The organism is Paraburkholderia sp. MM6662-R1, assembly GCF_050436245.1.
GTDB classification, from domain to species: Bacteria; Pseudomonadota; Gammaproteobacteria; order Burkholderiales; family Burkholderiaceae; genus Paraburkholderia; species Paraburkholderia tuberum.
The window spans coordinates 4331354-4343864 of sequence record NZ_JBNDLV010000001.1; the positions used below are offsets into that span (position 1 = coordinate 4331354).

11 protein-coding genes are annotated in these 12511 nt (G+C 63.8%); all 11 read left to right on the top strand.

What is annotated here, in order from left to right:
- The first annotated feature begins 405 nt into the window (after positions 1–405).
- The 11 genes from rpsB to lpxD all read left to right on the top strand — a co-directional run bounded on the left by rpsB (position 406) and on the right by lpxD (position 12354).
- Entirely contained in the window at positions 406–1158 is a 753-nt protein-coding gene (gene rpsB, locus OKW39_RS20495; protein WP_429563378.1) for a 30S ribosomal protein S2, read from the top strand.
- A 218-nt stretch (positions 1159–1376) separates the two neighbouring features.
- A complete protein-coding gene (gene tsf, locus OKW39_RS20500; RefSeq protein WP_090800589.1) occupies positions 1377–2258 on the top strand; it encodes a translation elongation factor Ts in 882 nt (293 codons plus the stop codon).
- Positions 2259–2480: 222 nt separating this feature from the next.
- Positions 2481–3194: a UMP kinase gene (gene pyrH / locus OKW39_RS20505; RefSeq protein ID WP_090800588.1), complete on the top strand. Its 714-nt coding sequence runs from the start codon at positions 2481–2483 to the stop codon at positions 3192–3194.
- A 97-nt stretch (positions 3195–3291) separates the two neighbouring features.
- A complete protein-coding gene (frr, locus tag OKW39_RS20510) occupies positions 3292–3852 on the top strand; it encodes a ribosome recycling factor (RefSeq protein WP_090800586.1) in 561 nt (186 codons plus the stop codon).
- Between the two features lie 62 nt (positions 3853–3914).
- The gene (gene uppS / locus OKW39_RS20515) at positions 3915–4694 is read left to right on the top strand and encodes a polyprenyl diphosphate synthase (protein WP_090800585.1); all 780 of its coding nucleotides are present in this window, start codon (positions 3915–3917) and stop codon (positions 4692–4694) included.
- The gene (locus OKW39_RS20520; protein WP_090800583.1) at positions 4688–5509 is read left to right on the top strand and encodes a phosphatidate cytidylyltransferase; all 822 of its coding nucleotides are present in this window, start codon (positions 4688–4690) and stop codon (positions 5507–5509) included. Before uppS ends, OKW39_RS20520 begins: the two co-directional genes overlap by 7 nt.
- Positions 5510–5519: 10 nt before the next feature.
- A complete protein-coding gene (locus OKW39_RS20525; RefSeq protein WP_184056899.1) occupies positions 5520–6725 on the top strand; it encodes a 1-deoxy-D-xylulose-5-phosphate reductoisomerase in 1206 nt (401 codons plus the stop codon).
- A gap of 7 nt (positions 6726–6732) precedes the next feature.
- Entirely contained in the window at positions 6733–8127 is a 1395-nt protein-coding gene (gene rseP / locus OKW39_RS20530) for an RIP metalloprotease RseP (protein WP_018417653.1), read from the top strand.
- Between the two features lie 67 nt (positions 8128–8194).
- Positions 8195–10498 carry an outer membrane protein assembly factor BamA gene (gene bamA, locus OKW39_RS20535; protein WP_090800580.1) on the top strand — a complete coding sequence of 768 codons (2304 nt, stop codon included), beginning with the start codon at positions 8195–8197 and terminating at the stop codon, positions 10496–10498.
- A gap of 89 nt (positions 10499–10587) precedes the next feature.
- Positions 10588–11109, top strand: a complete 522-nt coding sequence (locus OKW39_RS20540; RefSeq protein WP_026225318.1) for an OmpH family outer membrane protein — start codon at positions 10588–10590, stop codon at positions 11107–11109.
- A 132-nt stretch (positions 11110–11241) separates the two neighbouring features.
- Positions 11242–12354, top strand: coding sequence for a UDP-3-O-(3-hydroxymyristoyl)glucosamine N-acyltransferase (gene lpxD / locus OKW39_RS20545; RefSeq protein ID WP_090800579.1), 1113 nt, complete (start codon positions 11242–11244; stop codon positions 12352–12354).
- The last annotated feature ends 157 nt before the right edge of the window (positions 12355–12511 follow it).

A 12511-nucleotide genomic window follows, 5' to 3' on the forward strand; every position in this document is an offset into this window, starting at 1 on the left:
TGCGCTGGATCGGGCGGCAATGGGCTAAAAGCGACCAGAATCGGCAAATTGGCGGCCCAAAGGACGCCAGGCCGGGCTTCGGGCCCGGCGGCGCGGTCCCGTGCGTAGGACCATCGGCCGGTGGTCGGGCCGGTTGAGTCAGTCGGTCGACGCATGCTATACTCTTTGGCTAAGTCGGTCCTAGTCCGCTTTTATTCGCGAGTCCGCAAATTCGCGCATGGCAGCTGGGCGGAGCGGCTTCTCGCGGCACCCCGGTTGTTGGGTGTCGTGAGTGGAGAGAAAGTCGTGTCAGGCAACCAATTCGCAAGCCGGCGCACCCAGGGTGTCGTCGCGTTCCAGCCAAGGTAGAGGCGGGCGCGGCCGATACGGCAGCCGGTTTAAGACCCAACCCTCGTGGAGAATTTCATGGCAGTTACGATGCGTCAAATGCTGGAAGCAGGTGTCCACTTCGGTCACCAGACCCGCTTCTGGAACCCGAAGATGGCCCCGTTCATTTTCGGTCATCGCAACAAGATTCACATCATCAACCTCGAAAAGACGCTGCCGATGTACAACGACGCGCTGATGTACGCGCGTCAGCTGGCATCGAACCGCGGCACGATCCTGTTCGTCGGTACGAAGCGTCAATCGCGTGACACGATCGCCCAGGAAGCGCAGCGCGCTGGCATGCCGTTCGTGAACGCGCGCTGGCTCGGCGGCATGCTGACCAACTTCAAGACGCTGAAGGTTTCGATCAAGCGCCTGAAGGACATGGAAGCGGCGCTGGAAGCCGGTGAAACCGAGCGCATGAGCAAGAAGGAAGCGCTTCTGTTCGAACGTGAAATGGCCAAGCTGCAGAAGTCGATCGGCGGCGTGAAGGACATGGGCGGCATTCCGGACGCGATCTTCGTGGTTGACGTCGGCTACCACAAGATTGCCGTGACCGAAGCAAACAAGCTCGGCATTCCGGTCATCGCCGTGGTCGATACGAACCACTCGCCGGAAGGTGTGGACTACGTGATCCCGGGTAACGACGACGCCAGCAAGGCCGTCGCCCTGTACGCGGCTGGCGTGGCCGATGCGATCCTCGAAGGCCGTGCCAACGCGGTCAACGAAGTGGTCCAGGCTGCGCGTGGCGGCGACGGCGACGAGTTCGTCGAGGTCAACCCGGAAGCGTAAGGCTGCCCAGTGTCCGGCATAAAAGGGGGCTTTCTACAGGCCCCCTTTTTTTAAGTCGCGACGTCTATGACAGTTGTTGTAACGGGCATCTGGCAGAGTGCTCGAGGCGACGCGAGGTGCGTCGCTCGCAAAAAATGCGCGAAAACGCTGAAACGAATTCCTGCCGCCGGCATCGAAATGCGGGCGGCGTGTGACAGACAGAACTCAAGGAGCAAATGATGGCGGCAATTACCGCAAGCATGGTTGCAGAACTGCGCGCGAAGACCGACGCGCCGATGATGGAATGCAAGAAGGCGCTGACGGAAGCCGACGGCGATCTGGCGCGCGCTGAAGAACTGCTGCGCGTGAAGCTCGGCAACAAGGCGAGCAAGGCGGCATCGCGCGTGACGGCCGAGGGCGTCGTCGCATCGTTCATCAACGGCAACGCAGGTTCGCTCGTCGAGCTGAACTGCGAAACCGACTTCGTCTCGAAGAACGACGACTTCCTCGCGTTCTCGAAGAAGATCGCCGAACTCGTCGCGACGCAAAACCCGGCTGACGTCGCGGCGCTGTCAGCCCTGCCGCTCGACGGCCAAACCGTCGACGCAGTGCGCCTCGCGCTGGTCGGCAAGATCGGCGAAAACCTGTCGATCCGCCGTTTCGTGCGCTTCGACACCGCGAACAAGCTGGCGGCGTACCTGCACGGCACGCGCATCGGCGTGCTGGTCGAGTACACCGGCGCGGACGAACAGGTCGGCAAGGACGTGGCGATGCACATCGCCGCGATGAAGCCGGTCTCACTGTCGTCGGACGACGTGCCGGCGGACCTGATCGCCAAGGAACGCAGCATCGCTGAACAGAAGGCCGCCGAATCGGGCAAGCCGGCTGAAATCGTCGCGAAGATGGTCGACGGCACCGTGCAGAAGTACCTGAAGGAAGTGTCGCTGCTGAACCAGACGTTCGTGAAGAACGACAAGCAGACGATCGAGCAGATGCTGAAGGCGGGCAACTCGAGCGTGCAGAAGTTCGCGCTGTTCGTGGTCGGCGAAGGCATCGAGAAGAAGCAGGACGACTTCGCAGCGGAAGTGGCCGCCCAGGTCGCTGCTGCAAAGCAACAATAAGCGTTATCCAAGCTTCACCGCCGTACCGTTTGGACCCGCGGCGAGGCAAGACCTCGCCGCGGTCGGCAGCGCCGCAAGGCCGCGCACGAGTTGACCCTCGCCGCGCGGCCGCCGCTGGCGAACCTGAGGGTTCGCCAATTTGGCGGTGCTTGCCCGAATCAGCATTTCACCCCTACATTAGTCCCTTGTTGTTGCCCTGTTCTGCGCGATCTGGATACCCCTATGCCCACTGCCTATAAACGCGTCCTGCTCAAACTCTCCGGTGAAGCTCTGATGGGCGACGATGCCTTCGGCATCAATCGCGGAACCATCGAACGAATGGTGGCGGACGTGGCCGAAGTGGTCCGTCTCGGAACGCAACTGGCCGTGGTGATCGGCGGCGGCAATATTTTTCGCGGCGTCGCGGGCGGTGCGGCGGGTATGGACCGCGCAACGGCCGACTACATGGGTATGCTCGCCACGATGATGAACGCGCTGGCGCTGCAGGACGCGATGCGTCACGCCGGCATCGAGGCGCGCGTGCAATCGGCGCTGCGCATGGACCAGGTCGTCGAGCCGTACATCCGGCCCCGCGCGATCCGCCAGCTCGAGGAAGGCAAGGTCGTGATCTTCGCGGCCGGCACCGGCAATCCGTTCTTCACGACCGACACGGCCGCTGCATTGCGCGGCGCGGAAATCGGCGCGGAAGTGGTGCTGAAGGCGACCAAGGTGGACGGCGTCTATTCGGCCGATCCGAAGAAGGATTCGAGCGCGACCCGCTACAGCACGATCAGCTTCGATGAGGCAATCGGCCGCAATCTGCAGGTGATGGACGCGACGGCTTTCGCTCTGTGCCGCGACCAGAAGCTGCCGATCCGCGTGTTTTCGATCGTCAAACCCGGTGCGCTCAAGCGCATCGTGCTAGGGGAGGACGAGGGCACCCTCGTCCACGTGTAAACTTCGTTTACATTACGTGGGCTTTGACGCGAGCCCGGGCCGCCGCATCCCGCGTGCCGGGCGGCTCGCACCGTTTTGAAGGTTCGGAGGTTTAAAAATGTCTGTGGCTGATATCAGGAAGGGCGCTGAACAGAAGATGCAGCGCTCCATCGACGCGTTCAGGAACGACCTGTCGAAGATCCGCACGGGCCGTGCGCACACGGGCCTGCTCGATCATATCCAGTGCGACTACTATGGCTCGCCGGTGCCGATTTCGCAGGTCGCGAACCTGACGCTGATCGACGCGCGCACGATCGGGGTGCAGCCGTGGGAAAAGAAGATGGTCCAGGTCGTCGAAAAGGCGATCCGCGAGTCGGATCTCGGTCTGAACCCAGCTACCCATGGCGATGTGATCCGCGTACCGATGCCCGCGTTGACCGAAGAGCGTCGCCGCGAGCTGACCAAGGTCGTTCGCAGCGAAGCCGAAACGGCCAAGGTGGCCGTGCGCAACCTGCGCCGCGACGCCAACGAGCAACTGAAGAAGCTCGTCAAGGACAAGGAAATCTCGGAAGACGACGAGCGTCGTGCCGGTGACGACGTCCAGAAGCTGACGGACAAGTTCGTCGCCGAAATCGACAAGCTCGTCACAACGAAAGAAGCCGAGATCATGACGGTCTGACGCCGTTCGGCTCAGCACCTTCTGATTTCCACTTCTTTACTGGCATTACTGTCCCGACGGCCATGACCTATACCAGCTCAACCGTGCGCGTGCCTGAAGTCGCCGCGGTGCCGCGACATATCGCGATCATCATGGATGGCAACGGCCGTTGGGCCACGCAGCGGCGTCTGCCCCGCGTGGCGGGCCATACGCGCGGCGTCGACGCGGTGCGGGCGGCCGTCGAGGCGTGCGCGCGGCGGGGTGTCGAATATCTGACGCTATTCGCGTTCAGCTCGGAGAACTGGCGCCGTCCGAACGAGGAGGTATCGTTCCTGATGCGCCTGTTCGTCACCGCGCTCGAGCGCGAGATCGGCAAGCTGCACGCGAACGGTATCCGTTTGCGCGTGGTCGGCGATCTCGAGCGTTTCGACGACAAGATCCGCGATCTGATCAAGCGCGCGGAAACCAAGACCGCGCGCAACACCCGTCTCACGCTGACCATCGCCGCGAACTACGGCGGGCGCTGGGACATCATGCAGGCCGCCCGCAAGCTCGTCGAGCAAGCGGCGGCGGGCAAGCCGGTCGAGGTCAACGAGGACGCGTTCGCCGAGCACCTGTCGATGGCCTACGCACCCGAGCCGGACCTGTTCATCCGCACCGGCGGCGAGCGCCGCGTCAGCAACTTCCTGCTGTGGCAGCTTGCCTACACCGAGTTCTATTTCACCGACACGTTCTGGCCGGATTTCGACGCCGACGCGCTCGGTCACGCCATCGCTTCGTACACTGAGCGGGAACGCCGCTTCGGCCGCACCAGTGCTCAGCTCGAGCCGCAATCGCAGAACGTCGATTCGCTTCCATGCTAAAGACCCGTGTCATCACGGCGATCGTGTTGCTGGCAGTGTTCCTGCCTGTCACGCTGTTCGCGCCTATCGGCGCATTCGGCGCGCTGATCGCTTTCGTCGTCGTGTTCGCCGCGTGGGAGTGGGCGCGCCTGCTGAAGCTCGGTGGCGCGGGTCCGGTGCTGTACGCGCTCGTCGCGGCGCTCGGACTCGTCACCAGTACGCGGGTGGGCATCGGCACCGAGCCTGCCCGGCCGTTCTTCCAGGCGGCGGCGATTTTCTGGGTGATCGCCGGTCCATTCGCGCTGCTGCGTAAGCCCGTGCTCGCGCAGGGCGCGTGGCGCGCGTTTCTGTTTCTTGCCGGAATCGTCGGTTTCATCGCGTGCTGGCATGCTCTCGTCGCCGCGCGCATGCAGGGTGTGCCGTTCGTGCTGTCGCTGCTGCTATTGGTATGGCTCGCCGATATCGGCGCATACTTCTCCGGGAAGGCATTTGGCAAGCACAAGCTGGCGCCAGCGATCAGTCCGGGTAAAACCTGGGAGGGGGCGATCGGCGGCTGGCTGCTGGTCATGATCGTCGCCGCCGCGGCGATCTTTTTGCACGCGTTCGAGCCGACCCTGTATTCTGCGCTGCTGGCGCAACTGGGTGCGCTGCGCACGGTGCTCGCGCTGACCCTGCTGGTGGTTTTTAGCGTGGTCGGTGATCTGTTCGAATCGATGATGAAACGTCAGGCCGGCGTCAAAGACTCGAGCGGCCTGTTGCCGGGGCACGGCGGCGTGCTCGATCGCATCGACGCGTTGTTGCCGGTGCTGCCGCTCGCCATGCTGCTGCTCGGCTAGAGAAAGAGATATGCAAAAACGTCTGACATTGCTCGGTTCCACGGGCTCGATTGGAGACAGTACGCTCGACGTGGTCGCGCGTCATCCCGAGCGGTTTTCGATTTACGCGCTGAGCGCGCATCGCAACGGCGACAAGCTCGTCGGGCAATGCCTGCGCTTCGCGCCCGAAGTGGCGGTGGTCGGCGACGCCGACACGGCCGCGAAGGTCGCCGCGAAGCTGCGCGAAGCGGGCAGCAAGACCGAGGTCACGTACGGGCCGCAGGCGCTCGTCGACGTCGCGAAGAGCGAGGGCTGCGACACGGTGGTCGCGGCGATCGTCGGCGCGGCCGGTCTCGCGCCGAGCCTTGCCGCGGCGCGCGCCGGCAAGCGTATCCTGCTCGCGAACAAGGAAGCGCTGGTGATGTCCGGCGCGATCTTCATGGACGCGGTGCGCGACCACGGCGCGGTGCTGCTGCCGGTCGACAGCGAACACAACGCGATTTTCCAATGCCTGCCGCGTGAAGCGTCGCTGCATGGCGGCGTTTCAAAGATCATCCTGACCGCATCGGGCGGCCCGTTCCGCACGCGCGAACCGGCCACGCTCGTCGACGTGACGCCTGACGAAGCCTGCAAGCATCCGAACTGGGTGATGGGCCGCAAGATCTCGGTCGACTCGGCCACGATGATGAACAAGGGCCTCGAAGTGATCGAGGCGCACTGGCTATTCAACCTGCCCGGCGAGCGCATCGAGGTGCTGATCCATCCGCAGAGCGTGATTCATTCGCTGGTGTCGTACGCGGACGGTTCGGTGCTCGCGCAGCTCGGCAACCCCGACATGCGCACGCCGATCGCGCACGCGCTCGCGTTTCCGGATCGCGTCGATTCCGGAGTCGCGCAGCTCGATCTCGCGGAGATCGCGTCGCTGTCGTTCGAAAAACCCGACTACGCGCGCTTCCCGTGCCTCGCGCTCGCCATGAAGGCGCTTGCGGAAGGCGGCGTCGCGAGCGCGGCGTTGAACGCCGCGAACGAGATCGCGGTGGAGGCATTTCTCGCGCGCCGCATCGGCTTCATGGCGATTGCCGAGGCGGTCGACTCGGTGCTGAACGCGTTGCCGAACCGCAGCGCGCACGCGCTCGACGACGTCATCGAAGCGGACGCCGCCGCGCGCCGAGCTGCTACCGAATTCATCGCGCGTCTGCCTGACGGTGCCCGTCGCACGGAACGCGCCGTCCAGTGAGGCGTTTATGAATCTGCTGATCGAACTGCTCGCTTTCGCGGTTGCGATTGGCGTACTCGTGGTAGTCCACGAGTACGGGCACTACAGCGTCGCGCGTCTGTGCGGCGTGAAGGTGCTGCGCTTCTCGATCGGCTTCGGCAAGCCGCTCGTTCAGTGGGTCAGTCCGAAGACGGGCACCGAGTGGACGATTGCCGCGCTGCCGCTCGGCGGCTACGTGAAGATGCTTGACGAGCGCGAGACCGGCCCCGGTTCGATTCCCGAAGCGGATCTGCCGCATGCGTTCAACCGCCAGTCGGTGTGGCGGCGCTTCGCGATCGTCGCGGCCGGTCCGGTCGCGAATTTCCTGCTCGCGATCGTGCTGTTCGCGCTCGTGTTCGCAACTGGCGTGACCGAACCGGCCGCCGTGATCGCGACACCCGCGCCGAACACGCCGGCCGCGCTGGCGGGCTTCGAGGGCGGCGAGACCATCGTCGGTGTGCGCACCGGCCATAGCGATGAGACCGAGCCGGTGCGGTCGTGGTCGGATCTGCGCTGGAAGCTGCTCGGCGCCGCGTTCGATCAGCAGCGCATCGTGCTCAGTGCAAAAGACGCGCACGGCACGTCCGATTTTCCGATGGACCTGCGCGGCCTCGGCGAGAAAGACGTCGATGACGATCTGATGTCGCGCCTCGGCTTCGAGCCCGGCGGCGGCAAGCTGACGGTGGCGGGCGTGCAGGCGGGCAGCGCCGCGCAAAAGGCGGGGCTCGTCGCCGGCGACCGGCTGCGCGCGATCAACGGCACGCCGACCGATAATGCCTCGGCCTTCATCGCTTTTGTAAAATCGCACGCCGGCGTGCCGGTCACGCTGCGGGTGGAGCGCGGGGGCCGTGGCGGTCATGCGGCGGGCGCGCTCGAAGAAATCACCATCGTGCCGCAGCTGCAGCGCGATGCGGCGAGCGGGCAGCAGATCGGCCGCATCGGCGCGGAGCTGGCGACCCAGGTGCCGTCGATCGACGTGCGCTACGGGCCGCTCGAGAGCCTCCACCTCGGCGCGCGCCGTACCTGGGATCTCGCGGTGTACTCGGTCAGGATGTTCGGCCGGATGATCGTCGGCGAGGCGTCGCTGAAGAATCTGTCCGGTCCGGTGACGATCGCCGACTACGCGGGAAAGAGCGCACGTCTGGGTCCTGCCGCGTTTCTGTCGTTCCTGGCCCTTGTCAGCATTAGCCTCGGCGTGCTGAACCTGCTACCAATTCCGGTATTGGATGGGGGTCATCTGTTATATTATTTGGTTGAAGCTGTGACCGGTAAAGTTGTCTCCGATCGCTGGCAACTCGTTTTTCAGAGGGCGGGGCTTGCCTGCATCGTCGCGTTGTCGGCGATTGCGCTGTTCAACGATCTGGCTCGTTTAATCCATTTTTAAAGTGTCCGGCGGCGTTCACGAGGGCGGCCGCCAGGCCTGATGCAGCTATACATACTGGGGAAGCACGTTGTTCAAACCTCATCGCTTTGGTCCAAAGACGGTTGTAGCCGCGGCGTTCGCCGCGCATGGGCTGGTTGCTCACGCAACGACGCCCTTCGTGGTGCAAGACATTCGCATTGAGGGATTGCAACGCGTCGAACCGGGCACGGTGTTCGCGTACCTGCCCATCAAGCAAGGCGATACCTTTACCGACGACAAGGCGTCCGAAGCGATTCGCGCGCTGTACGCGACGGGCTTCTTCAACGACGTCAAGATCGCGACCGAAGGCAACGTGGTGATCGTGCAGGTGCAAGAGCGCCCGGCCATCGGCACGATCGACTTCGCCGGTATCCACGAGTTCGACAAGGACAATCTGATCAAGGCGCTGCGCGCGGTCGGGCTGTCGCAAGGCCGCTACTACGACAAGGCCCTCGTCGACAAGGCCGAGCAGGAGCTGAAGCGCCAGTATCTGACGCGCGGTTTTTACGCGGCTGAAGTCACCACGACGATCACGCCGATCGACCGCAACCGCGTCGGCATCCTGTTCTCGGTGGCCGAAGGTCCGAGCGCGAAGATCCGTCAGATCAACTTCATCGGCAACAAGACATTCAGCACCGGCACGTTGCGTGACGAAATGCAGCTGTCCACGCCGAACTGGTTCTCGTGGTACACGAAGAACGACCTGTACTCGAAAGACAAGCTCACCGGCGACCTCGAGAACGTCCGCTCGTACTACCTGAACCGCGGCTATCTCGAGTTCAGCATCGAATCGACCCAGGTGTCGATTTCGCCGGACAAGAAGGACATGTACCTGACGGTCACGCTGCATGAAGGTCAGCCGTACACGATTTCGAACATCCGCCTCGCCGGCAATCTGCTCGACCGCGAAGCGGAACTGAAGAAGCTGATCAAGATCAAGCCGGGCGACCGCTTCTCGGCCGAAAAGCTGCAGGCGACCACGAAGGCGATCGTCGACAAGCTCGGCGAGTACGGCTACGCGTTCGCGACCGTCAATGCACAGCCGCAGATCGACCAGAACAACCACACCGTCGACCTGACGCTTCAGGTCGACCCGAGCCGTCGCGTGTACGTGCGCCGCATCAACGTGGTCGGCAACACGCGCACGCGCGACGAAGTGGTGCGCCGCGAAATGCGCCAGCTCGAAAGCTCGTGGTTCGATTCGAACCGCCTCGCGCTGTCGAAGGACCGTATCAACCGTCTCGGCTACTTCACCGACGTCGACGTGACCACGGTGCCGGTCGAAGGCACGCCCGACCAGGTCGACATCGACGTGAAGGTCGCCGAAAAACCGACCGGCGCGATCACGCTTGGCGCGGGCTTCTCATCGACGGACAAGGTGGTGCTGTCGGCGGGTATCTCGCAGGACAACGTGTTCGGCTCCGGCACGAGCCTCTCGGTGAACATCAATACCGCGAAGACGTACCGTACGCTGACGGTCACGCAGGTCGACCCGTACTTCACGGTGGACGGCATCAAGCGGATCACCGACGTCTACTACCGCACGTACCAGCCGCTGTACTATTCGACCGATTCGAGCTTCAAGATCGTCACGATTGGCGGTGACCTGAAGTTCGGCATTCCGTTCTCCGAAGTCGACACGGTGTTTTTCGGCGTCGGCTTCGAGCAGAACCAGCTCGACATCGACTCGAATACGCCGCAAAGCTATATCGACTACGTGAACCAGTTCGGCCGCGTGTCGAACAACGTACCGCTGACGGTCGGTTGGTCGCGCGATGCGCGTGACAGCGCGCTGGTGCCGAGCCGCGGCTACTTCACGCAGGCGAACGCCGAGTACGGCACGCCGATCGGGGGCACGCAGTACTACAAGGCCGACATCAACGCGCAGTACTATTACTCGTTCGCGCGTGGCTTCGTGCTGGGCTTCAACTTCCAGGGCGGCTACGGTAACGGCCTCGGCGGCAAGCCTTATCCGATCTTCAAGAACTACTTCGCCGGCGGTATCGGTTCGGTGCGCGGCTACGAGCCGAGCTCGCTCGGTCCGCGAGACGCGAAGACCAACGACCCGATCGGCGGCTCGAAGCTGCTCGTCGGCAATATCGAGCTCACGTTCCCGCTGCCGGGCACGGGCTACGATCGCACGCTGCGTGTGTTCACGTTCCTCGACGCCGGTAACGTGTGGGGAACGGAAGGTAACAGCATCGGCGCAAATGGCCTGCGTTACGGCTACGGTGTGGGTCTCGCGTGGATCTCGCCGATCGGCCCGCTCAAGTTGAGCCTCGGCTTCCCGCTCACGAAGCACACTGGCGACCAGTACCAGAAGTTCCAGTTCCAGATCGGGACGGCGTTCTGATCGGGCGGCGGGTGTTCCCGGCGGCCGGCGTTGCCGGCGGCCGGCTGCGGCGGCGGACCCGGCCAAACTACAGTATCGAGAGGATGACTTTGCTAACCGGTATGTTTTCGAAACGTGTAGCGTGCGCATTGGCGCTGGCAATGACCCTCGGGGTCGGCATGGCGCACGCGCAGGAGGCGAGGATCGCCGCGGTGAATTCCGACCGCATCCTGCGCGAATCGGCGGCGGCGAAAGCCGCGCAGCTGAAGCTCGAGGCCGAATTCGCGAAGCGGGACAAGGATCTCGCCGACATGGCGCAAAAGCTCAAGTCGATGTCCGATGCACTCGACAAGAATGGCGCGACAATGTCGGCGACCGATCGCGCGCAAAAGCAGCGCGACCTGTCGCAGCTCGACTCGGACTTCCAACGCAAGCAGCGTGAGTTCCGCGAAGACCTGAACCAGCGCCGCAACGAGGAACTCGCGGCGGTGCTCGATCGCGCGAACAAGGTCATCAAGCAGATCGCCGAAACGCAGCACTACGATCTGATCGTCCAGGAAGCGGTGTACGTGAGCCCGCGCATCGATATCACCGACCAGGTGCTGAAGGCACTTGCGGCATCGGGCAACTAAGGGCAATGAGGGCGACTGAGGGCGGCGCACGGTCGCCCCGCACGCCTCGGCGCGCGCCCTCGCAATGATTTGAATGGGACCAGAGTAAGCGCTAAAGCGCCAACTCTGGTCGACATTGGAGACAGGATAGGCATGGCATTTACGCTCGAGGACATCGTCCAGCGGTTCGGCGGTGAAGTAGTCGGTAACGGGGCGCAGCGCGTGAGCAGTCTTGCGCCGCTCGACCAGGCCGGCCCGGACCAGTTGGCGTTCCTCGCCAATCCGAAGTATCTGTCGCAGGTCGAAACGACCCGCGCCGGCGCAGTGCTGATCAATGCCGGCGACCTTGCGAAGCTCGCCTCGCGCGAAGCTCGAAACTTCATCGTCACGCCAAATCCCTACGCTTACTTTGCGCGCATCGCGCAAACCTTCATCGACCTGGCCGCGCCGAGGGCAGTCCCCGGCGTGCATCCGAGCGCAACCATCGATCCTTCCGCCCAGGTCGCCGCGAGCGCGGTGATCGGTCCGCGTGTCACCGTGGAAGCGGGCGCAGTGATCGGCGAGCACGCGCGGCTCGACGCCAACGTCGTAATCGGCCGCGGCACCCGCGTCGGGGCGAACTCACATCTGTATCCGAACGTGACCGTGTACCACGGCTGCAAGCTCGGCGAGCGCGTGATCGTCCACGCGGGCGCGGTGATCGGCTCGGACGGCTTCGGCTTCGCGCCCGACTTCGTCGGCGAGGGCGACGCACGCACCGGCAGTTGGGTCAAGATTCCGCAGGTCGGCGGCGTGTCGATCGCGAACGACGTCGAAATCGGCGCGAACACCACGATCGACCGCGGCGCGATGGCCGACACGATCATCGAGGAGTGCGTGAAGATCGACAACCTCGTGCAGATCGGCCACAACTGCAAGGTCGGCGCCTACACGGTGATCGCGGGCTGCGCGGGCATCGCGGGCAGCACGACCATCGGCCGTCATTGCATGATCGGCGGCGCGGTCGGCATTGCCGGACACGTGACGCTCGCCGATTACGTGATCGTCACCGCAAAGTCGGGCGTGTCGAAGTCGCTGCTGAAGCCCGGCATGTACACGAGCGCGTTCCCGGCCGTGAACCACGCGGACTGGAACAAAAGCGCCGCGCTGCTGCGCAATATCGACAAGCTTCGCGATCGCATCAAAGCGCTGGAGAACGCCACCGTCGACAAAGCCGGCAATGCCACTGACGGCGCCGCAGGTCAACCCGCAGGCAACAAGATCTGACAGTTATCCCGGCGACCCATCCGCACCGCGTAAAATAGTGGTCGAGCATCATGAAGCAAAGCCGGTGGCCGTGACCGGGTGGAACGACCACCGGTCATCAGAGGCGCCGGTCGTGCGCGTTTTCAACCCACCTGCACCCAGCATCCGCAGTCATCAT

Coding starts and splice junctions, on each gene's coding strand:
- uppS (WP_090800585.1), top strand. CDS start 3,915: ATGACCTATACCAGCTCAACCGTGCGCGTGCCTGAAGTCGCCGCGGTG.
- OKW39_RS20525 (WP_184056899.1), top strand. CDS start 5,520: ATGCAAAAACGTCTGACATTGCTCGGTTCCACGGGCTCGATTGGAGAC.
- pyrH (WP_090800588.1), top strand. CDS start 2,481: ATGCCCACTGCCTATAAACGCGTCCTGCTCAAACTCTCCGGTGAAGCT.
- frr (WP_090800586.1), top strand. CDS start 3,292: ATGTCTGTGGCTGATATCAGGAAGGGCGCTGAACAGAAGATGCAGCGC.
- rseP (WP_018417653.1), top strand. CDS start 6,733: ATGAATCTGCTGATCGAACTGCTCGCTTTCGCGGTTGCGATTGGCGTA.
- OKW39_RS20520 (WP_090800583.1), top strand. CDS start 4,688: ATGCTAAAGACCCGTGTCATCACGGCGATCGTGTTGCTGGCAGTGTTC.
- lpxD (WP_090800579.1), top strand. CDS start 11,242: ATGGCATTTACGCTCGAGGACATCGTCCAGCGGTTCGGCGGTGAAGTA.
- tsf (WP_090800589.1), top strand. CDS start 1,377: ATGGCGGCAATTACCGCAAGCATGGTTGCAGAACTGCGCGCGAAGACC.
- rpsB (WP_429563378.1), top strand. CDS start 406: ATGGCAGTTACGATGCGTCAAATGCTGGAAGCAGGTGTCCACTTCGGT.